Below are 23,018 nucleotides of genomic sequence, written 5' to 3' on the forward strand. Positions count from 1 at the left end.
TACTTCCTTAGTACAGCAATTCGTTAAACGGGATAAAACGCAGCATGTCGCCGCGCGCAATCGACAGCCCCGGCGGGCAATCGATCAAGCCGTCGCCCCACACGGTGGAGGTCAGCACGCCCGAACTCTGGTTGGCGAACAATTCCAGCTCGCCCTCATCATTCACTTTGGCGCGCAGGAACTCGTTGCGCTTGTCCGCCTTCAGGCGCTCGAACGCGGCCGGCAGCTTGTAGCTGCGCGGCGCCAGGCTGCCCGCCACGCCCTGCAGGCGCAGGATGAACGGGCGCACGAACAGCAAAAATGTGACGAAGCTGGAGACGGGATTGCCAGGCAAGCCGATAAAGAATGCCTCCCGCACTTCGCCAAACGCCAGCGGCTTGCCCGGCTTGACGGCGATCTGCCACATGTTCAGCCGCCCTTCCGCCTCCACGGCCGGCTTGATGTGGTCTTCCTCGCCCACGGACACGCCGCCCGAGGTGATGATCAAATCATTGCCCTGCGCCGCCTGGCGCAGCACGGCGCGCGTCGCTTCCAGGCTGTCGGGCACGATGCCCAGGTCCGTGATCTCGCAGCCGAGGTTTTCCAGCAGGCCGCGCAAGGTAAAACGGTTCGAGTTGTAGACGGCGCCCGGCACCAAAGGCTCACCCGGCATGGCCAGTTCGTCACCCGTGAAGAACACGGCCACGCGCAGCTTGCGCAGCACCGGCAGCTGCGCCAGGCCCACGGAGGCGGCCAGGCCCATTTCCTGGCTGCGCAGGCGCCGGCCCGCGCCGAGGATTTCGCCGCCGGCGCGGATATCCTCGCCCTGGCGGCGCACCCATTCCCCGGCTTTCGGCACGTGGTTGACCGTCACCATGCCGTCCGCCGCCGTGCACTGCTCCTGCATCACGACGCAGTCGGCGCCTTCGGGGATCAGGGCGCCCGTGAAGATGCGCGCCGCCGTCCCCGGCTGCAAGGGCTGGCCCACGTGACCGGCCGCGATGCCCTGCGACACGGGCAGGCTGGCCGCACCGCTGGCGCAATCGCTGGCGCGCACGGCATAGCCATCCATCTGCGTGTTGTCGCGCTCGGGCACGTTCAGGGTCGACGTTTGCGCCGTGGCCAGCACGCGGCCGTTGGCGCGCATGGTGTCGACCAGCTCCACCTCGGTCACCGGGCGCGCCGCGCCCAGCATAAAGGCTTGCGCTTCGGCCACCGACAGCATGGGTTTACGTTGTGCAGTCGGATCGCTCATCACAAGCCCGTATTGGCGGCGATGTACGCCTTCATTTTTTCCACGTCCGTGCCCATCACAACGAACTTTTGCGGCAAGTCCTCGATGTTTTCGAAGCCGGCCGGGCGTTCCGCGTCCACGCCCAGCGCTTCGAGGATGGTTTCGTTGAACTTGGCCGCCAGCGCCGTTTCCAGCACGATCATCGGCACGTTCGGCTCCAGGTGCTCGCGCGCCACCTTGATGCCGTCGGCCGTGTGCGTGTCGATGGTGATGCCGTAGTCGTCGGCCACGTCGCGGATGGTATCGAGGCGATCCTGGTGCGTGGACTTGCCCGACTTGAAGCCGTATTTGGCCACCAGCTTGAATTCATCGCCATCGCTGCCAGGTTTGCCGGAGAGGTCAAAGCCGCCATGCGTTTCCACTTTCGTGAACAGGGCGCGTACGCGCTCGCTGTCGCGGCCCACGAGGTCGTAGACGAAGCGCTCGAAGTTCGACGCTTTCGAGATATCCATCGACGGGCTGCTCGTGTGGTACGTTTCGGCCGACTTGCGCACGCGGTAGACGCCCGTGCGGAAGAATTCGTCGAGCACGTCGTTTTCATTCGTGGCCGCCACCAGTTTCGAGATCGGCAGCCCCATCATGCGGGCGATATGGCCGGCGCAGATATTGCCAAAATTACCAGATGGCACCGTGAACGACACTTTCTGCTCGTTGCTGGTGGTGGCCGCCAGGTAGCCGCGGAAGTAATACACGACTTGCGCCACAACGCGCGCCCAGTTGATGGAATTGACGGTGCCGATCTTCTGTTGGGCCTTGAACGGCAGGTCGTTCGACACGGCTTTCACCATATCCTGGCAGTCGTCGAACACGCCTTCGACGGCGATATTGTAGATGTTCGGGTCTTGCAGGCTGAACATCTGCGCCGTCTGGAAGGCGCTCATTTTCTTGTGCGGCGACAGCATGAAGACGCGGATGCCCTTCTTGCCGCGCATCGCGTATTCGGCCGCGCTGCCCGTGTCGCCCGAGGTGGCGCCGAAGATATTGAGTTCGGCGTCATGCTTGGCCAAGGTGTATTCGAACAGGTTGCCCAGCAGCTGCATGGCCATGTCCTTGAAGGCCAGGGTCGGGCCGTTCGACAGCGCCTGCAGCATCAGCGTGGTCGATCCGCCCTTGACGACGTTTTCTTCGAGCACGCGCAGCGGCGTGATGTCGGCCGCGTTTTCGCCGGCGCGGGCGTTCTTGTAGACTGCCTTGGTATAGGTTTTCGCCGTCAGTGCCTTCAGGTCCGCGGCCGGGATATCGGTGGCGAACTTCTTCAGGATTTCGCAGGCCAGGTCGGCATACGACAATGTGCGCCAGGCATTGAGCTCGGCACCAGTGACTTGCGGGTAGTGTTCAGGGAGATACAGTCCGCCATCGGGGGCCAGGCCGCCCAGGAGGATGTCGGAGAATTGCTGCGGATTCGATGGCGCTTTGTCAGCGCGGGTAGACACGTAATGCATAGATTTGAAGAGTCCAGTTGAGCTGAGTGCGGTTGATCATGAATGGCAGCGGATATTATAGTGCCAGCGGCCGTCCAAGGCGAATCGCGTGGCGCCAGCCTGATCAAGATGTGACAATTGGAGAGCCTGCTTATTATCAAACAAGCCATAATTGTATGAGATCAAGCCAGGCGAGCATGACCCGCGTACGCACTGGCGCGCGCCGACGATTTAGGCCACACTGAGCTTTCTGCCCTGCAAAGTGCCAATAATGGAGTCGAAAACCGGCCATGTCGCTGAGTAAAAAACCATATCTGCAAAGCGCCGCGCTGCGCTCCGACGCTGTCGTCGACCTCGATCACTATCCGTTCACCATCCCCGCCATCCGCGACTTCGTGCACATGGATTTCCACCCCGACGTGACGTTTTTCGTGGGCGAGAACGGCAGCGGCAAGTCGACCATGCTCGAAGCGCTGGCCGTGAGGCTGGGCTTCGGCAAGGATGGCGGCACGCGCAACGTGCGCATCGCCCTGCCGTCGGACGAGGAATCGGGCTTGCATGCACACTTGCGCCTGAGCAAGAGCTATAAAAAACCCGAGGACAGCTATTTCCTGCGCGCCGAAAGCTTTTTCAACGTCGCCACCTACATGGACGCCATGCCGGAATACCTGGGCAGCTACGGCGGCAAGTCGCTGCACGCGCAATCGCACGGCGAAGCATTCATGGCGACCCTGATCAACAAGCTGCGCGGCAAAGGCTTGTATTTGCTGGACGAACCGGAGGCGGCCCTGTCGCCCAGCCGCCAGATGGCGGCTTTATCGGTGATCCACCAGCTGGTGCAGGACGACTCGCAGCTGATCATCGCCACCCACTCGCCGATACTGCTCGCCTACCCGAACGCGAAAATCCTGATGTTTACGGGCGGCGGCATCCATGAGGTGGCGTATGAAGACACGGAACACTATGCCGTGACGCGTGATTTTTTAAATAACTACCCGCGGAGGCTGGAGCAGTTGTTTGAGGAGGAGTGAGGTGGTGGTTTGCTGCTTTGGTGATGTCGGCTTACTTATTCGGTGATGTCGGCTTACGCCCTGCGGGCTAAGCCGACCTACGCCGACATGCGCCAACCTGCGTTGCTTGCGTCATGGCGTAGGTCGGATTAGCGCTGCGCGCGTAATCCGACGCCACCACCAGCGCATCAGCAAGCGGCGTGGTTGACTGTAATCACGTGGATGGCCAGGCCGCCCAAGGACGTTTCCTTGTACTTGTCCTGCATGTCCGCGCCCGTCTGGCGCATGGTTTCGATGACTTCGTCGAGGCTGACGAAGTGCGTGCCGTCGCCCTTCAACGCCAGCGAGGCGGCCGTAATCGCTTTCACGGCGCCCATGCCATTGCGCTCGATGCACGGGATCTGCACCAGGCCGCCGATGGGGTCGCACGTCATGCCCAAGTGGTGTTCGATGCCGATTTCGGCCGCGTTTTCGATCTGCTCGTTCGTGCCGCCCAAGGCCGCCACCAGGCCGGCTGCCGCCATGGCGCAGGCCACGCCCACTTCGCCCTGGCAGCCCACTTCGGCGCCCGAGATCGAAGCATTGCGTTTGCACAACATGCCGATGGCCGCGGCCGTCAGCATGAAGCGGCGCACGCCGCCGACCGGATCGCTGGGGCGGCAATCCTGCGCGTAGTAGCGCAGCACGGCCGGGATGATGCCGGCGGCGCCATTGGTCGGCGCCGTGACCACTCGGCCGCCCGCCGCGTTTTCCTCATTGACAGCCATCGCGTACAGGCTGACCAGGTGGACGGCGTCGTGCGGCAAGTCGTTGGCGCGGTTGTCCGACGCCTTCGCTTCCTGCGCCAATCGCCACAGTTTGGCGGCGCGGCGCTTGACGTTCAAGCCGCCCGGCAGGTTGCCCGTCGTTTCCAGGCCGTGCGCGATGCAGTCGCGCATGACGTGCCAGATGCGGTCCAGGCCCGCGTTCAATTCCTCGTCGCTGCGCTTGACGCACTCGTTCGCGCGCAGCATTTCCGGGATCGACAGGCCGCTTTCCACGCCATGCGCCAGCAATTGCTCCATGGTGTCGAAGGGGAAGACGACGCGGGCGGACGCGGCCGACTCCACGGCCGCTTCGGCTTGCGCCTCGCCCGCCTCGCGGATAAAACCGCCGCCGATCGAGTAATACACCTTGTCGACGCGGCTGCCATCAAGCAGTTTCAATGTAAAGCGCATGCCGTTCGGGTGCTCGGGCAAGGATTCGCTCTTGTGCCAGATCAAGCCCGTGGCCGCCGTAAACGGCACCACGTGCGTGCCCAGCAGCGCGATCTCGCCGGCCGCCTCGATGGCGGCCAGCTTGCTGTCGACTTCGTCGGGTGCCACGTCCTGCGGCGTTTCGCCCATCAGGCCAAGAATGACGGCCTTGTCCGTGGCATGGCCCACGCCCGTCAGCGCCAGCGAGCCATACAGGGCCGCCTCGACGCCCACTACCTGGTCCAGCGGACCGTATTCGACCAGAAAACGCCGCGCCGCCACCATCGGTCCCACGGTGTGGGAACTCGACGGCCCGATGCCGATTTTAAATAGGTCAAATACGCTCATATCCATGTAGTGTCTCTTTATATTAGTATGTTTTTATGAATGCCGGTATAGGACTCAGGCCGCCTTGGCCGCCTGCCCCGCATCGACATTGGCCAGCATGTCCGTGACCATCTGCTCGACGCCGATCTGCGCCTTCCAGCCCCAGTCGGCGCTGGCCTTGCTGTCGTCCAGGCTTTGCGGCCAGCTGTCGGCGATGGCCTGGCGGCTGTCCGGCTTGTAGCTGATCTTGAAGTCCGGCACCATGCGCACGATGGCTTTCGCCAGCTGCTCGGGGTTGAACGACACGCCGGCCACATTGTAGGACGAGCGGATCTTGATCGATGCCGCCGGCGCGTCCATCAGTTCGATGGTGGCGCGGATCGCGTCGGGCATGTAGATCATCGGCAGCGTCGTATTCGCATCGAGGAAGCAGTCATAGCGCTCGCCGCGCAAGGCCGCATGGAAGATGGCGATGGCGTAATCGGTGGTGCCGCCGCCCGGAGGCGATTTGTAGCTGATGATGCCCGGGTAGCGGATGCTGCGCACGTCCACGCCATACTTGTTGAAGTAGTATTCGCACAGGCGCTCGCCGGCCAGCTTGCTGATGCCGTACATCGAGGTCGGGTCCATCACCGTCATTTGCGGCGTGTTCACTTGCGGCGTGTTCGGGCCGAAGGCGGCGATCGACGACGGCCAGAAGATGCGCAGCGGCTTGCCCGCCTCGCCCCGCTCGCGCGCCAGTTCCAGGATATTGAGCAAGCCATCCATGTTCAGGCTCCACGCCTTCAGCGGCGCCGCTTCGCCCGTGGCCGACAGCATGGCCGCCAGCTGGTACACCTGGGTGATGTTCTCGTCGGCGATGATCTTCGCCAGGCCGTCCTTGTCCAGCACGTTCAGCTGCGCGTAGCGCTTGGCCTGGTACAGATTGTTCGTGCCGATGTCGCTGGCGATGACGTTGTCCGCGCCGTGCTGCTGCGCCAGCGCGCCCACCAGTTCACTACCGATTTGGCCGTTTGCGCCAATGACTAAGATGCGTTCCATGCTATTTTCCTGAATTCTTGTTAATTGGTCGTGGTCGTGGTGGTCAGCAGACCCAGTTCCTTGCCGGCCTGCTCGAAGGCGGCCAGCACCTGCACCAGCTGCTCGCGGGTATGCGCGGCGGACAGCTGCACACGGACACGGGCCTGGCCCATCGGCACGACCGGGTAGAAGAAGCCCGTCACCAGCACGCCCAGTTCATACAGGCGGGCGGCGAATTTCTGTGCCACGGGCGCGTCGAACAGCATCACGGGAACGACCGGATGGGTGCCCGGCTTGATGGTAAAGCCGATGCGCTCGATCTCGCTGCGGAAGAACGCCGTGTTGTCATGCAGGCGGTCGCGCAGTTCCGTCGACTTGGCCAGGCGCTCCAGCACAGACAGCGAGGCGCCGGCGATCGATGGCGCCAGCGTGTTCGAGAACAGATACGGGCGCGATTTCTGGCGCAGGGTGTCGATGACTTCCTTGCGCGCCGAGGTAAAACCGCCCATGGCGCCGCCCAGGGCCTTGCCCAGGGTGCCCGTGATGATGTCGATGCGGCCCATCACATTGTGGTGCTCGTGCGTGCCGCGGCCCGTCGCGCCCATGAAGCCGGAAGCGTGGCATTCGTCGATCATCACCAGCGCGCCGTACTTGTCGGCCAGGTCGCAGATCTTGTCGAGTTGCGCAATCGTGCCGTCCATCGAGAACACGCCGTCCGTGACGATGACTTTATGGCGCTTGCCGGCGGCAACCGCCGCCTGCAGCTGCACTTCCAGGTCGGCCATGTCGTTGTGCGCATAGCGGTAGCGGCCGGCCTTGCACAGGCGGATGCCGTCGATGATGGAAGCGTGGTTCAGCGCGTCCGAGATGATGGCGTCGTTTTCATCGAACAGCGGTTCGAACACGCCGCCGTTGGCGTCGAAGGCGGCCGCGTACAGAATCGTGTCTTCGGTGCCCAGGAAGGCGGAAATCGCCTGTTCCAGTTCTTTATGCACGGTTTGCGTGCCGCAGATAAAACGCACGGACGACAGGCCGTAGCCGTATTTTTGCGTGGCGGCAATAGATGCTTCCTGCGTCTGCAGGTCGCCGGACAGGCCTAGGTAGTTGTTTGCACACATATTGATCAGGGTACGGCCATCGTCGCACACCACTTCAGCGCCCTGGCGCGAGGCGATCACGCGCTCGGGCTTGTACAAGCCCTGCTGGCGCAGTTGATCGAGATTCTGTTGCAGACCGCTGAAAAAGGTGTTCTTCGCTTGCTCGCTCATGATATTCCTTGTGTCCCTGATGTATGCGTGTGGTGTGCGTGTGGTTTCAGCCGCCATAGGGAAAAGCAGCCGCTTGACCGGTGCGCGCACAATGCTGTACCGTGAAGCGCTGTTTGAAGTCTACACGTTTCCGTGATTTCCTTCAAAATCCACTATTTCGAACTGAAATTCAATATAGTGGATATTACCCAAGCCTTTTGAACTTTGCAAGCCACCTGCCGATGAAAACCAGCGTTTCGACCAATTCTCCCCCTGAAGTGGGTGCCACCCTGCAACGGCTGCGCCTGGCGCGCGGCCTGACACTCGAGGATTTGTCGCGCATCGCGGGCGTGTCGAAGTCCATGCTGTCGCAGATCGAGCGCGAAAAAGCCAATCCCACCATCGCCATTACGTGGCGCCTGGCCAACGCCCTGGGCGTGCAGATCGGCGAATTGCTGTCGAGCGCGGAAAAAGCAGTGGAAACCATCCGCATCACGGACGCCCACGAAACCCCCACCCTGCCCGGCGACCACGCGGGCTACGTGCTGCGCATCCTGGGGCCGATGGAACTGGCCGGCAAATACGAGTGGTATGAAGTGACCCTGGCGCCCGGTGGCGAACTGGCGTCGCAGCCGCACGACCCGGGAACCACCGAGCATTTGACGGTCATCCACGGCAACCTGGAACTGGAAGTGGGCGCGGCGAAGAAAAAGGTCAAGAATGGCGGCACGGCACGCTATCCGGCGGACCAGCCGCATACGATACGCAACCTGGGCAAGACCGAGGGCAAGGCTTTGCTGGTGGTGATCCATCGATAAGGCACGCCAGCAGTGCGCAATATGTCCATATGGCTATGCTAAGATTTTAGTATAGACAAGATTTCCAGGCCTGGATGTCTTCGCAGAGCGTCGCGGCACATCCCGGCTCGTCCCTCCGCCACACTGCGCGCGGCATCCAGGCCTCCACCGCTTACACGGAGCCACCGCGATGACCATTTCCGACAGCACCACCACCTTCCACGACAAGACAGTCGTCCAGTACGACCCCGACCTGCCGTTCGACGCCTCGCCGGGCATCGTCTACCGTTTGTCGCTCGAATACGACGACGAGCGCAAGATGGATGAACTGATCGCGGGCTTCCTCGACAAGGCCGACAGGGGCGCGCTCGAAGCGCTGATCATCGGCATGTGGGGCGACCCGTACGAATCGGGCGCCGACGAAGTGATGGCCGCGCTGATCGCCCACGCGCCGCAGCTGCCGAAGCTGCGCGCCCTGTTCATCGGCGACATGACGTACGAGGAATGCGAAATCTCGTGGATCGTGCAAGGCAGCTACAAGCCCCTGCTGGACGCCTTCCCGCTGCTGGAAGAATTGCGCATCCGCGGCGGCAATGAACTCGTCATCGAACCGTTCGCGCACCAGCACCTGCGCCGCTTCACCATCGAAGCGGGCGGCCTCGATCAAAAGATCGCCGAAGCGCTGGCCCAATCGAGCATGCCGCAGCTGGAACACCTGGAGCTGTGGCTGGGCACGGACGACTATGGCTTCTCGGGCGACGTGGACCTGTACCGCAAGGTGCTGGCGCAGCTGACCGTGCCGACCCTGAAATACCTCGGCTTGCGCGACGCGGAAATCGCCGACGACCTGGCCGTCTGGCTGGCCGAGGAACCGCTGGTGGCGCAGCTCGACACGCTGGACCTGTCGCTGGGCACCATCGGCGACCTGGGCGCCGTGGCCGTGCTCAATCACACGCAGCTGGGGAACCTGAAGCGCCTGGACCTGTCGCACCATTACATTTCCGAGGAAAACCAGGCGAAACTCAAGGCGCTGCCTTTCGAGGTGGTGCTGGACGACCCGCAGGAAGCGGACGAGGACGACGGCGAAAGCTACCGCTACGTGGCCGTCGGAGAATAAGCGGATTCCCCCTTTGCACATGCACCTCACCCTGCTGGCGACACAGGGCAGCAAGCGCGTGCGCCTGATGCAGGCGGCGCGCGCGCAACTGCGCCTGCCGCCCGCGCAAGTGCTGGAATGGCGCGACTGGCTGGCCCAGCCGTCGCTGCTCGAGGAAGCCTTGCGCCAGCCCGGCCTTATGAAAATCGAGCCGCCCGGCGACGATCCCGCCGCCCACCGGCTGTTGCTGCAGGCAGGCTGCAGGCTGCTGGAGCGTCCGCCGGTCGCCGCGCCCGAACACGGCGAACTGCTGGCCATGGATGCGTGGTTTGCCGGTTTTACTTCCGCCATGACTGCCCTGGCGGCGCAATTGCTTGAGCTGCCGCACACGCGCGTCTTCAATGCGCCGTCCGACATCAGCCGCATGACGGACAAGCTGGCATGCCAGCGCCACCTGGCCGCGCACGGCGTGCCGATACCTGACTTGCTGGGACCCGTGCACGGCTACGAGCATCTGCAGGCGCTGCTGCACCAGCATGACCTGGACCGCGTCTACCTGAAACCGCGCTACGGCTCGTCCGCATCGGGCGTCGTCGCCTACCGGCGCAACCGGGCCGAGCGCCAGCAAGCCACCACCTCGGCCGCCTTGCAGCATGGGGCCGGCGCGGTGCGCCTGTTCAACGTCAAGCGCATGGCGCGCTACGAGACGACCGCCGACATCGCCGCCCTCGTCGACGCGCTGGCCGCGCAGGAGCTGTACGCGGAAGGGTGGCTGAACAAGCCCCGCTGCGGCGACAGCCATTACGACCTGAGAGTCGTGACCGTGGCGGGCCAGCCAGCGCACCGCGTGGCGCGCATCGGACAGCAGATGATGACGAATCTGCACCTCGACAACCGGCGCGGCGACGCGTCCGGCCTCTTGAACGCAGCCGATCTGGCCGCGCTGGAAGACACCGCCGCCCTGGCCGCGCGCGCCTTCCCCGCCAGCCACGTGACGGGCTACGACCTGGTCGTGCGCCACGGCCAGGCCCATGTGCTGGAAGCGAACGCCTTCGGCGACCTGCTGCCCGGCCTGCTCTGGCAAGGCATCGATACTTACACGGCACAACTGGCCCATGCTTAAAGAAACACCGATCATCCCCGACATGCACGCCGTCGTCGGCAGCCACGACATCGTCTTCCTCACGCTCGACACCCTGCGTTACGACGTGGCGCAAGCCCTGTACGAGGCGGGCGAATTGCCCGTGCTGGGGCGTTTTTTAGCACCGGGCGGCTGGGAACGGCGCCACTCGCCCGCCACGTTTACCTATGCGGCGCACCAGGCCTTCTTCGCGGGCTTTCTGCCCACGCCGGCCGCGCCGGGCCGCCACCCGCGCCTGTTCGCTTCCGCCTTCGCGGGCAGCGAAACGACGTCGCCGCATACCTTTGCGTTTGAAGAGGCCGACCTTCCCGCCGCGCTGGCAGCGCGCGGCTACCGCACCATCTGCATCGGCGGCGTGGGTTTCTTTAACAAACAGACGGCGCTGGGCTCCGTGCTGCCGTCGCTGTTCCAGGAAAGCCACTGGAGCGCCGGCATGGGCGTGGCCAGCCGCCATTCGACGCAAAAGCAGGTGGCGCTGGCGACCCAGCTGCTGGCGCAAAACGATCAACGCACTTTTTTATTCGTCAACGTGGCCGCGCTGCATACGCCCAACCGCGCCTACCTGCCCGGCTGCCGCGCCGACTGCCTGGACAGCCACGCTGCTGCCCTGCGCTATGTAGACGGGGCGCTGGCGCCGCTGTTCGCCGCCTGCGCCGCGCGCGCGCCCACGTTCGCCATCGTCTGCTCGGACCACGGCAGCGCGTATGGCGAAGATGGCTACCGGGGCCACCGGGTCGCCCACGACAGCGTGTGGAACGTGCCGTATGCGCACTTTTTTATTCAACCAGATACGGCCGCCTCAACGCCGCCCCCCCAGGAGTCCCCACCGTGAACCCATCCGAACAGCCGGGCACCCTGGCGCAGCGCATGCGCCACACGCCCTACCAGGCATATTCCTATTCCTATCCACACAAGGCCGCCTACCGCGCCTTGCCGCAGGCGACGCCCCTGGCGCCCCTGTGGGCGCAGCAGGACCGTTCCGCCCTCTTCGCCTACATCCATATCCCGTTCTGCGAGATGCGCTGCGGCTTTTGCAATCTGTTCGCGATGGCCCGCCCCAGCGCCGACATGGTCGAGCGCTACGTGCAGCAAGTGCTGGTGCAGATGCGCGCCCTGGCAGGCGCGCTGGGCGAACGGCGCTTCGCCCGCTTCGCGCTGGGCGGCGGCACGCCCACCTATCTGTCCCCCGCGCAGCTGGGCACCCTGCTGTGCGGCGCGCGCGACATCCTCGGCATCGACCTGCAGCACACGCCGGCCGGCATCGAAGCGTCGCCCGAAACCATAACGTTTGAGCGGCTTGCCGTGTGCCGCGCGCACGGCATCGACCGGGTCAGCCTGGGCATCCAGAGCTTTGCCGCAGGCGAAATGCGCGCGCTGGCCCGTCCGCAGCAAAACGCCACCGTCCATCACGCCATCGGTCTGATACGCGCGGCCGGTTTTCCCACCCTGAACCTGGACCTGATCTACGGCATCGCGGGGCAAACCGTCGCCAGCCTGCTGGCCTCCATCGACAGCGCGCTGGCCTTCCGGCCCGAGGAGCTCTATCTGTATCCGCTGTATGTGCGCGAACAGACGGGTCTCGGCAAGGTAGCGCGCCGCCAGGGCGCGGAGTCGCTCAACCCCATCATGCTGGCCCGCGATGGCGACAGCCGTCTGGCCCTGTACGCGGCCGCGCGCGACCATTTGCGCGCGCAGGGCTATGAGCAGGTCTCGATGCGCATGTTCCGCGCCCCCCATGCGCCGGAACAGAACGGTCCCTCGTACTGCTGCCAGAACGACGGCATGGTGGGCCTGGGCGCGGGCGCCCGCTCGTACACGTCGCGCCTGCATTATTCGAGCGAATACGCGGTGGCGCGGCTTGACACCATCAACATCATCGACAACTACCTGGCGCTCGACGAGGCGCGCTTCGCGCAGGCCGAACACGGTTACCAGCTCGATGACGAAGAACAGCGCCGGCGCTATGTGATCCAGTCGCTGCTGACGGAACCGGGCCTGGACCGCGACGCCTACGCGGCGCGCTTCGGCTCCCGCTGCGAAGCAGACTTGCCGCAGCTGGCCGAGCTGCACGCGCTGGAATTAGTGGAAGAAAATGGCCCGCTGCTGCGCCTGAATGACCGGGGCTACAGCTATGCCGACACCATCGGCCCCTGGCTGGCATCCGAGACGGTGCGCGCGCTGATGGCCGAAGGCGGCCAGACGTGCTGACAACGCAGCCTGGCGCTTTGTCCCTGCTGTACCGGGGCACGCTGGCCAGCTGCAATTACGCCTGCGGCTACTGCCCGTTCGCCAAGAAGCGCGACAGCCGCGCCGCGCTGGCCCGCGACGCGCGCGAAGTGGCGCGTTTTACCGGCTGGGTGGCGCAGCAGACGCGCCCCATCGGCGTGCTGTTCACGCCCTGGGGCGAGGCGCTGGTGCGGCGCCACTACCGGAGCGCGATGCAAACCCTGGCCAGCCTGCCGCACGTACGGCAAGTGGCGCTGCAGACGAATCTGTCCGGCCCCCTGGACTGGCTGGAGAACATGGACGGGCTGGAAAAGGTCGGCCTGTGGTGCACCTTCCACCCGGACCAGACGACCTTGTCCCGCTTTCTCGCCCGCTGCGCGAAGCTCGATGCCATGGGCGTGCGCTACTCCGTCGGCGTCGTCGCCATGAACGAGCACCTGGACGCCATCCGCGCCCTGCGCGCAGCGCTGCCCGCCCACGTCTACCTGTGGCTGAACGCCTACGACCGCCGCGGCCCCGGCTACTACAGCGAACAAGACCTGGCCGAACTGGACGCCGTTGACCCGTGGTTCGCGCAAAACCGCCGCCCGTCTCCCTCGCGCAATAAACCGTGCCTGGCGGGCGAAGCGTCGCTGTCCGTCGATGGCGAGGGCGAACTGGCGCGCTGCCACTTCGTGCCCGAGCGGCTGGGGAATTTATATGAGGATGACCTGGCCGACATGCTGCAGGAACGCAGCTGTCCGCGTTTCAAGTGCGATTGCTACATCGGCTATGCGCAGCGCAAGGATTTGCCGTTTCAGGCGGTGTTTGGGGAGGGGGTGCTGGCGAGGATTACGGAAGCAGGCCAGCGTAGGTCGGATTAGCGGCGGCACGCCGCGTAATCCGACATCGTGCTGACATGACAGGTGGTGTCGGATTACGCACGGCGATGCCGCGCTAATCCGACCTACCCGGTTTTACTGCGCCGCCACCTTGGCCGGCTCCGCCACTACCGGCGTCATCTTCAGCGAACGGCTGAGGAAGCCCCAGCGGTCCGCCACTTCTTCGATCTGCTTGGTCGTCGGCTTGCCGGCGCCGTGGCCCGCCTTGCTGTCGATGCGGATCAGCACGGGTGCCGGGCCGCCTTGCGCTGCCTGGGCCGCGGCGGCGAACTTGAAGCTGTGGGCAGGCACGACGCGGTCGTCGTGGTCGGCCGTGGTGATCATGGTAGCCGGATAGCAGCCGCCCGCCTTCAGGTTGTGCAGCGGCGAGTATTTCACGAGCGCCTTGAACTGTTCGGCGTCGTCCGACGAACCGTAGTCAGGCACCCAGCCCCAGCCCACCGTGAACTTGTGGAAACGCAGCATGTCGAGCACGCCCACCTGCGGAATCGCAGCGGCGAACAGGTCGGGACGCTGCGTCATGGCCGCGCCCACCAGCAGGCCGCCATTGCTGCCGCCGCCGATCGCCAGCTTCGATGGCGAGGTGACCTTGTTGTCCACCAGCCATTGCGCCGCGCCAATAAAGTCGTCGAACACGTTTTGCTTGTTCAGCTTGGTGCCAGCCTGGTGCCACGCTTCGCCGTATTCGCCGCCGCCGCGCAGGTTGGCCATCACGTAGACACCGCCCATTTCTACCCAGGCAAGATTCGCCACGGAGAAGCTCGGCGTCAGTGAAATATTGAAGCCGCCATAACCGTACAGGTAGGTCGGATTCGTGCCATCGAGCTTCATGCCTTTTTTCGAGACGATGAACATCGGCACCTTGGTACCGTCGCGGCTGGTGAAGAATTGCTGGCGCGTTTCAAAGGCGTTCGGGTCGAAATCGACTTTCGGCTGGCGGTACACCGTGCTCTTGCCCGATTTCATGTCGTAGCGGTAGATCGTCGCCGGCGTCGTGAAGCTGGTGAACGAATAAAACGTTTCCGTGTCGCCACGCTTGCCCGCAAAACCACCGGCCGAACCGATGCCCGGCAAGGCCACTTCACGCACCAGTTTGCCTTTCAGATCGACGATCTTGATTTGCGTTTGCGCATCTTTCAAGTAGTCGAGCACCAGCTGGTTGTTGATCAGGTTGACGGCGACCAGGGTTTCCGCGCTTTGCGGCACGATCTCTTTCCAGTCGGCAGGCGCAGGTTTGCGCGTATCGATGGCGATCACGCGCGATTTCGGCGCCTTGTTGTCCGTCTTGAAAAAGAATACGGGGCCGTCATTGTCGATGAACGAGTAGGAAGCGTCGAATTCTTCCAGCAAGCCCACGACCTTGGCATTCTTCTGGCGCAAGTCCTTGTAAAAGACGCGGTTCTTGCGTTCCGTGCCCTGTGTGGCCGTGATGATCAGGTAATTGCCGTCATCGCTGACGGTGCTGCCGCCAAACGCCCATTCCTTCTGGTCGGGACGGTCGAAGACGAGCACGTCGTCGCTTTGCGGCGTGCCGATCTTGTGGAAATACAGTTTCTGGAAATAATTGATATCGGCCAGCTTGGTCGCTTCGTTCGGCGCGTCGTAGCGGCTGTAGAAGAAACCGGTGTTGTCCTTGGTCCACGAAGCGCCCGAGAACTTGGCCCACTTGATGTGGTCCGTCAAATCCTTGCCCGATTCGATGTCGCGCACTTTCCACTCGTTCCAGTCGGAACCGGACGCGGACGTGGCGTAGGCCAGGTACTTGCCGTTCGGGCTGATCGAGGTGCCGGCCAGCGCCACCGTGCCATCGGTGGACAGGGTGTTCGGGTCCAGCAGCAGGCGTGGCTCGTCCGTCAGCTTTTTCACCGTGTACAGCACGGCCTGGTTCTGCAAGCCGTCGTTGCGGCTGTAGAAGTAACGGCCGCCCTGCTTCGTTGGCGTAGAGAAACGCTCATAATTCCACAGCTTGGTCAGGCGCTGCTTGATCGCGGCGCGCTCGGGGATGGTGCCCAGGTACGACTGCGTCAGCTTGTTTTGCGCCATGACCCACTCGCCCGTTTCCGCGCTGTTGGCGTCTTCCAGCCAGCGGTACGGATCAGCGATGGTGGTGCCGAAATAGCTGTCTTGCTGATCGACCTTTTTGCTGACCGGATACGTCACGGGAGCGCCGTCGCCGGCTGGGCACGATGGCATCGCGGTGTTTTGCGCCAGGGCATTGCCACCGAAAGCGGCGAGCAAGCTGCATATGAGGGTTGCACTACGTAATTGCATGGGTTGTTGTCTCATTGTTGGATGTCGAGGAAAGCAAGCCGCACACACACTGCGGCTGCCCATGTTGACTTTCGCCAAGAGAAATCATAGCGCGGATTGCCACTTTTAAAGCACAGTTATCCGATGGATTTGCCGTCTTTTGTTTGGCAAATTCACATGGATTTCCATGATAAATCTCGCTTTCGGCAGAATCGGCAAACTGACGTTCATACAAGAAACATTATCAAAAGCAAAGTCGTTTCATCAAGCTGTCATAAATCTTCTTTACTATCGGCAACATGTTCATGGCCCGTCCAGAGGCCGTGCCGCCACGTCCGCCTATGTACACTCTCGCCCTCCCCTCCGCCACCGCCGCGCCGGCCCCCGCGACGCCATCGAACGTGGCTTACCTGAAGCCCCCATCGGCCAGCATGAGCATCGAAGGGACGGATGCCTTGCACGACATCCTGGCGGGCCGCAAGCTCAGCGCGCTGTTCCAGCCCATCATCCACATGCACAGCGGCGACATCATCGGCTACGAAGGCTTGATACGGGGTCCGTCCGACAGCCCGCTGCACGCGCCGATGAATCTGTTCAAGGTGGCGCGCGCGCACGACCTGACCCTCGAAGTGGAACACCTGTGCCGGCAAGTGGTGCTCGAACGCTTCGCCGAACTGCAGTTGCCAGGAAAACTGTTTCTCAATGTCAGTCCTGAATGCCTGCTGCTGCGCAATGCCCGCCATGGCGAAACCCTCGAATACATCGAGCACATCGGCATCAACCCGGACCGTGTCATCATCGAACTGACGGAAAACCAGCCCACGTATGACTACGAGCTGATGCGCGAAGCGGTGCTGCACTACCGCAACATGGGTTTCCAGATCGCCATCGACGACCTGGGCGAAGGCTTTTCCAGCCTGCGCCTGTGGTCGGAACTGCGGCCCGAATACGTGAAGATCGACATGCATTTCATCCAGGGCATCAACAACGACCCCGTGAAACTGCAATTCGTGCGCTCGATCCAGGAAATCGCGGAAAAATCTGGCACCCTGGTGATCGCCGAAGGCATCGAGGCGCAGACGGAATTGCTGGTCTTGCGCGACTTGGGCGTGGCGTTCGGGCAAGGCTACCACCTGGGCCGGCCCAACGCGGTGCCGGCGCGCGCGCTGCCCGCCGAAGTGGTGCAGGCGCTGGGGCGCAATGGCGTGGCCGTGTATCCGCAACGCAGCAGCCTGGAAAAGAACGGCGCCAGTATCCGCAAGCTGCTGAACAAGGTGGCGGCCGTCTCGCCGCAGTTCAATAATAACGAGGTCTACGACATTTTCCTGAAAGAACCAAAGTTGATGATCATCCCCGTCGTCGACGACGGCGTGCCGCTGGGCCTGATCAGCCGCTTCGAAATGATCGACCACTTCGCCCGCCCCTACCAGCGCGAACTGTACGGCAAGAAATCATGCAGCCTGTTCATGGATGCCACGCCCCTGATCGCCGACCACGAGACGAGCTTGCAGGAACTCAGCTACACCATGGTGCAGTCTGATGCTCACCACCTGTTCAACGGCTTCATCATTACCGAACACGGCCGCTACCTGGGCATGGGCACGGGGCACGACCTGATGCGCGAAATCACGCAGATGCAGATCAATGCGGCCCGGTACGCCAACCCGCTGACGCAACTGCCCGGCAACGTGCCCATCAACGAACATATCGACCGCTTATTGCACAGCGGCAGCCGCTTCTGGGTCTGCTATTGCGACCTCGACCACTTCAAGCCCTTCAACGATGTGTACGGCTACCGCAAGGGCGACGACGTGATCCAGCTGACGGGAGAAATTCTCAGCAGCCATTGCGACCCGAACCGCGACTTCATCGGCCACATCGGCGGCGACGATTTCATGATTTTGTTCCAGAGCGAAGACTGGGAAACGCGCTGCCAGGCCATGCTGGACGACTTCGCGGCCGCCATCCCCGCCTACTACAGCACCAGCGACTGCGAACGGGGCGGCTACATCAGCGAAGACCGGCAAGGCAAAAAAGTGTTTTATTCCTTGATCAGCCTGTCGCTGGGCGCGATCAAGGTCGAGGCGCACCAGTATTACACGCACCATCAGATCGCCACCCAGGCGGCGGAAGCGAAAAAACAGGCGAAGAAAATCCACGGCAACAGCCTGTTCCTGGACCGGCGGCAAGGCGCGGCCGTGGCCCGCATGGACGCCTAGCAAAGGTGCAACGGCGCATCAAATACGCACGAGGTCGGCAAACGCATTGCTGCTGCGCGCATCGGGCACGAATGCCAGGCTGATGCGCGCGCCATCGCGGCGTGCCTGCACGCGGTAGCTGCCCACGGGCACGTCCACGAACAGGCCGCCGTATGCCGTGTCCGGTTCCAGGCCGCCGCCCGTGACGTCTTCCCCGGCGCCGATGAAGACGCGGCCCGAGACGATGGCCAGGTGCACGCTCGCATGCGGCTCGGCAAGTTCCCCGTGCAAAACCACGTCATACGCGCCGTCGCCGCCCACGTTGAAAAACACCGCCTGCCCCGCATTCACGGCCGCCAGTTCCGCGCTGGGGAGGCTCCACCAGTCGCAGTCATCGTCGAGCTTGTGGCGCAGGACGGCCGGGTCGAACACGCACAAGGTCGCCGTGCCGGTCAGAATGCGGACGGAGGCGCCTGCCGTCATGCAGCCAGCGGCGCCGGCCCCAGCAGGGGCTGGCTCTCCAAGTACTGCGCGCTCGCTTGCGCCTGCCACGGAAAATGGCCATCACGCGACGGCCAGACGATCTGGTACAAGGTAAAATCATCGCCTTGGTAATACCAGCGCGCATAGCCGACGTAGTTGCGGTATTGCTCGACGGGCACGCGCACGAAGGCGCAGGGATGGCCTTCGAGCAAGGCGTCCGTGGTGGCCGTGAAATCCGTGATGGCGCCGCTGCGCACGGCATCGAGCGCCACGTCGAGTATCTGGTGGGCCATGGCGCGCGGCAAGCCCATGATCAGCAATTCAGGCTGGCCGAAGCTGTGGCCGGCGCCTATCGTGAACGCATAGCCGGGCCCCTCTTCATCGGGACCGATATGGACGCCATGCCAGCCATGCGTGGCGATGTCGTCGATAACTTTTTGCTCGGATGCATCCTCACCTGCCTGCCTTACCATGCTCCACCTTTCACTGTGCCGAAAACCGCGCCGCCTTCGCGGCATGCTCTTGGGCAATTATCGCATGCAGCGCGCATCGCTGCGCGCACGGCGCCGGCGCGTCATTCGACCGGCGGCAACGGCGGCGAGCGCACCTGATGCCATTGCCGCACGCGCTGCTGCGCCTCCTGCAGCTGCGCCGGCGCCAGCCTGGTGGCAGCCGCTTCCCTGGCCCTGACCGCCCCGCTATCGCCCCCCTCGGCCGCCAGCGCCAGCCACATATAGCCGCAGACGCGATCCTTCTCCACGCCGCGCCCGCCGTTGTACATGCCGCCCAGGTTGTACTGCGCCAGCGCATGGCCCTGGCCCGCCGCGCGCGCATACCAATGCACGGCCAGGCCATCGTCTTGCGGCACGCCATGACCATTCGCATACATGACGCCCAGGTTATTTTGCGCGCTAGCGTCGCCCTGCTCGGCAGCCGTGCGGTACCAGCGCACGGCGCACACCTCGTCACGCTCCACGCCCTGGCCGTTGGCATACATCACGCCCAAGTTGAATTGCGCATTCGACGCGCCTTGGGCCGCCGCCTTCGCATACCAGTCCAGTGCCTGGCGCAAGTCGCGGACAACGCCGCGCCCGCCCGCAAACATGCCGCCCAGATTGTATTGCGCCATGCAATGGCCTTGCAGGGCGGCACGCCGGTACCAGACGACGGCGCGCGCCTCGTCCTTGTCCACGCCCTGGCCACGCGCCAGCATCAGGCCCAGGTTGAACTGGGCGTCGGCGTCATCCTGCTCGGCCGCCCGCTGCAGCCAGGCGTAGGCGCGCAGCTGGTCGGGCGCCACGCCCAACCCTTCCGCATATGCCACGCCGAGTTGCCGCTGCGCCACGGCCAGGCCCTGGGCGGCGGCCTGGCGGAACCAGGCCAGCGCCTGGGCATCGCTTTGCACCACGCCCTGCCCGCGTTTGTAGACGAGCCCCAGGTTCAGCTGCGCCTGGGCATCGCCCTGCAAGGCCGCCTTGCGGAACCAGGCCAGGGCCAGCGCATCGTTTTTTTTCGCTCCCAGGCCTTGCGCATACGCTTCGCCCAGCAAGGATTGCGCACTGGCCACGCCCTGCTCGGAAGCGCGGTAGAACCACGCCAGGGCCAGCTCGTCGCTCTGCAGCACGCCGCGCCCCTTGCGGTACATCTGCCCCAGGTTTTGCTGGGCCGAGGCATCGCCCTGGGCAGCCGCGCGGCGAAACCACAGCACGGCGTCTGCATCGCTCTGCGCCACGCCGCGGCCGTGGTAATACAGGGCGCCCAGATGGTTCTGCGCGAAAGCCAGCCCTTGCAGCGCGGCCAGGCGCAGCCAGACAAAGGCGCGCGCATCGTCCTGCGCCACGCCTTCGCCCTTCTTGTACATCAATCCCAGATTGAACTGGGCGTACGCATTGCCCTGCTCGGCAGCCGTGCGGAACCAGATATATGCTTCGTGGCTATCTCTGGCAGTATGGTGCTTGTCCATGTGCGCCCCCATCCACATTGCGCTTGCCGGCAGCACGCGCAAAACGGCGGCCCAGGGCGGCGAAATCGTGTGTTGCTTAAATTTTAAATTCGATGCGGGGGAAGGACTTGAGCAGGCTCAAAGGAAATAACAAAATTATATCGTTTTGATGAGCCTGCTTAGACAGGCTAAGGCGCTCAGCGGCGCGATGGATGCTTTTGCAGGAATTGCGGCACCTTGGCGGCGGCCAGCTTGTTCAGCGACACCAGCAGGTCGGCATCGACATCGGCGATACCGTAGCTGCTGCGCAAGTGGCGGCCGATATGGATCAGCACTTGCGCCGCCACTTCCGCATCGGACTCGGCCCTATGGGCGGCGCTCTTGAAGGCGATACCCAGCTGGCTCGACAGCAAGCCCAGCTTGTAGCTGGCCATGCCGGGAAACATGCGGCGCGACAGTTTCAAGGAACACAAGAGCGACTGGTGCGCGGGCGTCAGGTTCAGCCTGGCGCTTTCGGCGCGCAGGAATTTTTCATCGAAGCTGGCATTGTGCGCCGACAAGGCGTCGCTGCCGATAAAATCCAGCAATTGCGGCACCACCTCGGCCACGGGCGGCGCCTTGTCCACCATGGCCTGCGTGATGCCCGTCAAGCCCGTAATGAACGCGGGAATGCGCGCATTGCAATTGATTAAGGTCACATAGCGGTCCGTGATCCGCCCGCCCTCGATGCGCAAGGCCGCCACTTCCGTGATGCGGTCGCCCATGTCGGGCGACAAGCCGGTCGTCTCGAAGTCGATCATGACGATCGGTTTGTCAAACACATGCATGGGGCGCTCTTTCGTGGGTGCAACAGTGGGTGTATCGATAAAATGCGCAGGGCAAGGCGCCGCGTCGCAGACAGTACACTAGTACGGCAAGACGCGGCAACGCCGCCATGCACATTTTATCAACCAAATTTACGTACCGCGTCCAGCGCGAGGCCCGCACCGATGCTGCCGAACAGATCGCCCTCGACCTTGCGCGCGGCCGGCACCAGGGCGGCGATCTTTTCGCGCAACAAGCGCACGCCGCTCGAGCCGCCCGTGAAGAACACGGTGTCGACGGCGTCCGGCGCCACGCCCGCGTCGCGCAGCAGCCGCAGCACGGTTTCTTCCACGGAGCCGCACAGGTGACCGATGGCGTCGTCGAATTGCGCACGTTTGAGCAACAGGCTTTGCGCGGGCGACAAACGGTCCAGCTCCAGCTGCACTTCGGCCGCGTCGGACAGGGCGATCTTGCCCTCTTCCACTTTCATGGCCAGCCAGTGGCCGGCGCGCTCGTCAATCAGCGTTTGCAGCCGTTTCACTTTGTCTTGCTCGCGTGCATCGCGGCACACGTCGGCCAGCTGTACCCAGATCTTCTTGGTGTAGGCCAGGTTGATCGTGTGCCAGGTTGCCAGGTTGAAATAATAGCTGGACGGCACTTCGCTATTGTTGTGCAGGCGGCTGCCATAGCCGAGCAAGGGCATGACGGAGGACAGGCTCAGGTATTTATCGAAGTCCGTGCCGCCGATGTGCACGCCGCCCGTGGCGAGGATATCGTCGCGCCGTTCCATCTTTTTCGCCCGTTCCGGCGACAGGCGCACGAGCGAAAAGTCGGAAGTGCCGCCGCCGATGTCGGCGATCAGCACCAGCTCTTCCTTGTCGATTTGCGACTCGTAGTCGAAGGCGGCGGCAATCGGCTCGAACTGGAAGGCGACGTCCTTGAAACCGACGGAGCGGGCCACTTCGGCCAGGGTATCCTGCGCCAGCTGGTCGGCCTGCGCATTATCGTCGATAAAGAAGACGGGACGGCCGAACACGGCGGACGTGAATTCGCGGCCGGCGGACTGCTCGGCACGGCGTTTCACTTCGCCGATGAATTGCGCCAGCAACATGCGGAACGGCAAGGCGCGGCCACCCACTTCCGTCTGGCCATCGATGAGGCTCGTGCCCAGCAAGCTTTTCAGCGAGCGCATCAGACGCCCCTCGTAACCGGCCAGATAGCCGGCCAGCGCCGCGCGGCCAAAACTGACTTCCTCGTCTTCCGCATTGAAGAAGACAACGGACGGTAAGGTCGTCTTGCCATCTTCCAGGCCAAGCATGGTGCTCTGCCCGGGACGCGCCCAGCCTACCGTGGAATTTGACGTGCCGAAATCGACGCCGCAAGCATTGGCCATGTCGACCCTTCCCTGAATAAAGGGGCGTTATGTTATCAGAAGGCAGGCCATTGCACCAGAAAAACCCGTTCAGCCCGGTGAACATCCCAAGCTTGCTTTGCATTCGGTACGGGCCCCACGCAAAAGCTCCTGTTGGAAAATTGATGCCGGGACCCGACGGGACGCCTCCGCCCCTATGGCAGCGGCCCCTGCGACCATGACCATGGAAGGGCATGCATACCACTTGCCATTCAATCAAATTATTTGCAACATGGATAAGAAAACAGTCTTGCCA

General features: G+C 63.4%; 19 protein-coding genes. 8 read left to right on the plus strand and 11 right to left on the minus strand.

Annotated elements, in window-relative coordinates; genetic code table 11:
• Window positions 1-7: 7 nt before the first annotated feature.
• Together AC1Q6X_RS02940 and thrC are read right to left on the minus strand one after the other, a co-directional pair.
• Complete coding sequence (locus AC1Q6X_RS02940; protein WP_492494984.1) at window positions 8-1,234, minus strand: molybdopterin molybdotransferase MoeA; 1,227 nt, start codon at window positions 1,232-1,234, stop codon at window positions 8-10.
• Complete coding sequence (gene thrC, locus AC1Q6X_RS02945; protein WP_492416932.1) at window positions 1,234-2,715, minus strand: threonine synthase; 1,482 nt, start codon at window positions 2,713-2,715, stop codon at window positions 1,234-1,236. The genes AC1Q6X_RS02940 and thrC overlap by 1 nt, the downstream gene beginning before the upstream one ends.
• A gap of 269 nt (window positions 2,716-2,984) precedes the next feature.
• On the opposite strand from thrC, the gene AC1Q6X_RS02950 reads away from it, so the two are divergent.
• Complete coding sequence (locus AC1Q6X_RS02950) at window positions 2,985-3,725, plus strand: AAA family ATPase (RefSeq protein WP_492416934.1); 741 nt, start codon at window positions 2,985-2,987, stop codon at window positions 3,723-3,725.
• Window positions 3,726-3,892: 167 nt separating this feature from the next.
• On the opposite strand, the gene AC1Q6X_RS02955 is transcribed toward AC1Q6X_RS02950, so the two are convergent.
• The 3 genes from AC1Q6X_RS02955 to kbl are packed head-to-tail and all read right to left on the minus strand — an operon-like array spanning window position 3,893 to window position 7,554.
• Window positions 3,893-5,293, minus strand: coding sequence for an L-serine ammonia-lyase (locus AC1Q6X_RS02955; RefSeq protein ID WP_409026421.1), 1,401 nt, complete (start codon window positions 5,291-5,293; stop codon window positions 3,893-3,895).
• 48 nt (window positions 5,294-5,341) lie between these two features.
• Complete coding sequence (locus AC1Q6X_RS02960; protein ID WP_326456187.1) at window positions 5,342-6,307, minus strand: NAD-dependent epimerase/dehydratase family protein; 966 nt, start codon at window positions 6,305-6,307, stop codon at window positions 5,342-5,344.
• A gap of 20 nt (window positions 6,308-6,327) precedes the next feature.
• Complete coding sequence (gene kbl, locus AC1Q6X_RS02965; RefSeq protein WP_230505985.1) at window positions 6,328-7,554, minus strand: glycine C-acetyltransferase; 1,227 nt, start codon at window positions 7,552-7,554, stop codon at window positions 6,328-6,330.
• Between the two features lie 221 nt (window positions 7,555-7,775).
• Here kbl and AC1Q6X_RS02970 point away from each other — a divergent pair, with 221 nt between their 5' ends.
• The 6 genes from AC1Q6X_RS02970 (at window position 7,776) to AC1Q6X_RS02995 (ending at window position 13,656) form a co-directional block, all read left to right on the plus strand.
• Complete coding sequence (locus AC1Q6X_RS02970) at window positions 7,776-8,351, plus strand: helix-turn-helix domain-containing protein (RefSeq protein WP_070218654.1); 576 nt, start codon at window positions 7,776-7,778, stop codon at window positions 8,349-8,351.
• 169 nt (window positions 8,352-8,520) lie between these two features.
• The gene (locus AC1Q6X_RS02975; RefSeq protein ID WP_492494988.1) at window positions 8,521-9,447 is read left to right on the plus strand and encodes an STM4015 family protein; all 927 of its coding nucleotides are present in this window, start codon (window positions 8,521-8,523) and stop codon (window positions 9,445-9,447) included.
• 19 nt (window positions 9,448-9,466) lie between these two features.
• Window positions 9,467-10,549 carry an STM4014 family protein gene (locus AC1Q6X_RS02980; protein WP_492494990.1) on the plus strand — a complete coding sequence of 361 codons (1,083 nt, stop codon included), beginning with the start codon at window positions 9,467-9,469 and terminating at the stop codon, window positions 10,547-10,549.
• A complete protein-coding gene (locus AC1Q6X_RS02985; protein WP_492494991.1) occupies window positions 10,542-11,399 on the plus strand; it encodes an STM4013/SEN3800 family hydrolase in 858 nt (285 codons plus the stop codon). Before AC1Q6X_RS02980 ends, AC1Q6X_RS02985 begins: the two co-directional genes overlap by 8 nt.
• On the plus strand, window positions 11,396-12,775 hold the full coding sequence (locus tag AC1Q6X_RS02990) for an STM4012 family radical SAM protein (RefSeq protein WP_492494993.1): 1,380 nt from the start codon (window positions 11,396-11,398) through the stop codon (window positions 12,773-12,775). The genes AC1Q6X_RS02985 and AC1Q6X_RS02990 overlap by 4 nt, the downstream gene beginning before the upstream one ends.
• Complete coding sequence (locus AC1Q6X_RS02995; protein ID WP_492494995.1) at window positions 12,769-13,656, plus strand: STM4011 family radical SAM protein; 888 nt, start codon at window positions 12,769-12,771, stop codon at window positions 13,654-13,656. Before AC1Q6X_RS02990 ends, AC1Q6X_RS02995 begins: the two co-directional genes overlap by 7 nt.
• A gap of 93 nt (window positions 13,657-13,749) precedes the next feature.
• On the opposite strand, the gene AC1Q6X_RS03000 is transcribed toward AC1Q6X_RS02995, so the two are convergent.
• Window positions 13,750-15,945, minus strand: a complete 2,196-nt coding sequence (locus AC1Q6X_RS03000; RefSeq protein WP_492494997.1) for a prolyl oligopeptidase family serine peptidase — start codon at window positions 15,943-15,945, stop codon at window positions 13,750-13,752.
• Window positions 15,946-16,355: 410 nt separating this feature from the next.
• Between AC1Q6X_RS03000 and AC1Q6X_RS03005 the strand changes: the two genes are divergently transcribed.
• Window positions 16,356-18,143: a GGDEF domain-containing protein gene (locus tag AC1Q6X_RS03005; protein ID WP_121669317.1), complete on the plus strand. Its 1,788-nt coding sequence runs from the start codon at window positions 16,356-16,358 to the stop codon at window positions 18,141-18,143.
• Between the two features lie 18 nt (window positions 18,144-18,161).
• On the opposite strand, the gene AC1Q6X_RS03010 is transcribed toward AC1Q6X_RS03005, so the two are convergent.
• The 5 genes from AC1Q6X_RS03010 to AC1Q6X_RS03030 form a co-directional block, all read right to left on the minus strand.
• Entirely contained in the window at window positions 18,162-18,605 is a 444-nt protein-coding gene (locus AC1Q6X_RS03010) for a DUF6386 family protein (protein WP_492494999.1), read from the minus strand.
• Window positions 18,602-19,078: a DUF4262 domain-containing protein gene (locus AC1Q6X_RS03015; protein WP_492495001.1), complete on the minus strand. Its 477-nt coding sequence runs from the start codon at window positions 19,076-19,078 to the stop codon at window positions 18,602-18,604. The genes AC1Q6X_RS03010 and AC1Q6X_RS03015 overlap by 4 nt, the downstream gene beginning before the upstream one ends.
• Window positions 19,079-19,179: 101 nt before the next feature.
• Window positions 19,180-20,568, minus strand: coding sequence for a tetratricopeptide repeat protein (locus AC1Q6X_RS03020; RefSeq protein WP_492495003.1), 1,389 nt, complete (start codon window positions 20,566-20,568; stop codon window positions 19,180-19,182).
• A gap of 176 nt (window positions 20,569-20,744) precedes the next feature.
• Entirely contained in the window at window positions 20,745-21,374 is a 630-nt protein-coding gene (locus AC1Q6X_RS03025) for a 3'-5' exonuclease (RefSeq protein WP_492495005.1), read from the minus strand.
• Window positions 21,375-21,493: 119 nt separating this feature from the next.
• The gene (locus AC1Q6X_RS03030; protein WP_070218648.1) at window positions 21,494-22,744 is read right to left on the minus strand and encodes an Hsp70 family protein; all 1,251 of its coding nucleotides are present in this window, start codon (window positions 22,742-22,744) and stop codon (window positions 21,494-21,496) included.
• Between the last annotated feature and the right edge of the window lie 274 nt (window positions 22,745-23,018).

The sequence above is a fragment of the Janthinobacterium sp. GW823-FHT06H09 genome (genome assembly GCF_058794735.1).

Excerpts from the sequence above, each read along its gene's own strand:
- AC1Q6X_RS02960 (WP_326456187.1), bottom strand. The coding sequence starts at position 6,307 with ATGGAACGCATCTTAGTCATTGGCGCAAACGGCCAAATCGGTAGTGAA.
- AC1Q6X_RS02980 (WP_492494990.1), top strand. The coding sequence starts at position 9,467 with ATGCACCTCACCCTGCTGGCGACACAGGGCAGCAAGCGCGTGCGCCTG.
- AC1Q6X_RS02940 (WP_492494984.1), bottom strand. The coding sequence starts at position 1,234 with ATGAGCGATCCGACTGCACAACGTAAACCCATGCTGTCGGTGGCCGAA.
- AC1Q6X_RS03005 (WP_121669317.1), top strand. The coding sequence starts at position 16,356 with ATGAGCATCGAAGGGACGGATGCCTTGCACGACATCCTGGCGGGCCGC.
- kbl (WP_230505985.1), bottom strand. The coding sequence starts at position 7,554 with ATGAGCGAGCAAGCGAAGAACACCTTTTTCAGCGGTCTGCAACAGAAT.
- AC1Q6X_RS02975 (WP_492494988.1), top strand. The coding sequence starts at position 8,521 with ATGACCATTTCCGACAGCACCACCACCTTCCACGACAAGACAGTCGTC.
- AC1Q6X_RS02950 (WP_492416934.1), top strand. The coding sequence starts at position 2,985 with ATGTCGCTGAGTAAAAAACCATATCTGCAAAGCGCCGCGCTGCGCTCC.
- AC1Q6X_RS02970 (WP_070218654.1), top strand. The coding sequence starts at position 7,776 with ATGAAAACCAGCGTTTCGACCAATTCTCCCCCTGAAGTGGGTGCCACC.
- AC1Q6X_RS03010 (WP_492494999.1), bottom strand. The coding sequence starts at position 18,605 with ATGACGGCAGGCGCCTCCGTCCGCATTCTGACCGGCACGGCGACCTTG.
- AC1Q6X_RS02985 (WP_492494991.1), top strand. The coding sequence starts at position 10,542 with ATGCTTAAAGAAACACCGATCATCCCCGACATGCACGCCGTCGTCGGC.
- AC1Q6X_RS03030 (WP_070218648.1), bottom strand. The coding sequence starts at position 22,744 with ATGGCCAATGCTTGCGGCGTCGATTTCGGCACGTCAAATTCCACGGTA.
- AC1Q6X_RS02955 (WP_409026421.1), bottom strand. The coding sequence starts at position 5,293 with ATGGATATGAGCGTATTTGACCTATTTAAAATCGGCATCGGGCCGTCG.
- AC1Q6X_RS03020 (WP_492495003.1), bottom strand. The coding sequence starts at position 20,568 with ATGGACAAGCACCATACTGCCAGAGATAGCCACGAAGCATATATCTGG.
- AC1Q6X_RS03025 (WP_492495005.1), bottom strand. The coding sequence starts at position 21,374 with ATGCATGTGTTTGACAAACCGATCGTCATGATCGACTTCGAGACGACC.
- AC1Q6X_RS03000 (WP_492494997.1), bottom strand. The coding sequence starts at position 15,945 with ATGCAATTACGTAGTGCAACCCTCATATGCAGCTTGCTCGCCGCTTTC.
- AC1Q6X_RS03015 (WP_492495001.1), bottom strand. The coding sequence starts at position 19,078 with ATGGTAAGGCAGGCAGGTGAGGATGCATCCGAGCAAAAAGTTATCGAC.
- thrC (WP_492416932.1), bottom strand. The coding sequence starts at position 2,715 with ATGCATTACGTGTCTACCCGCGCTGACAAAGCGCCATCGAATCCGCAG.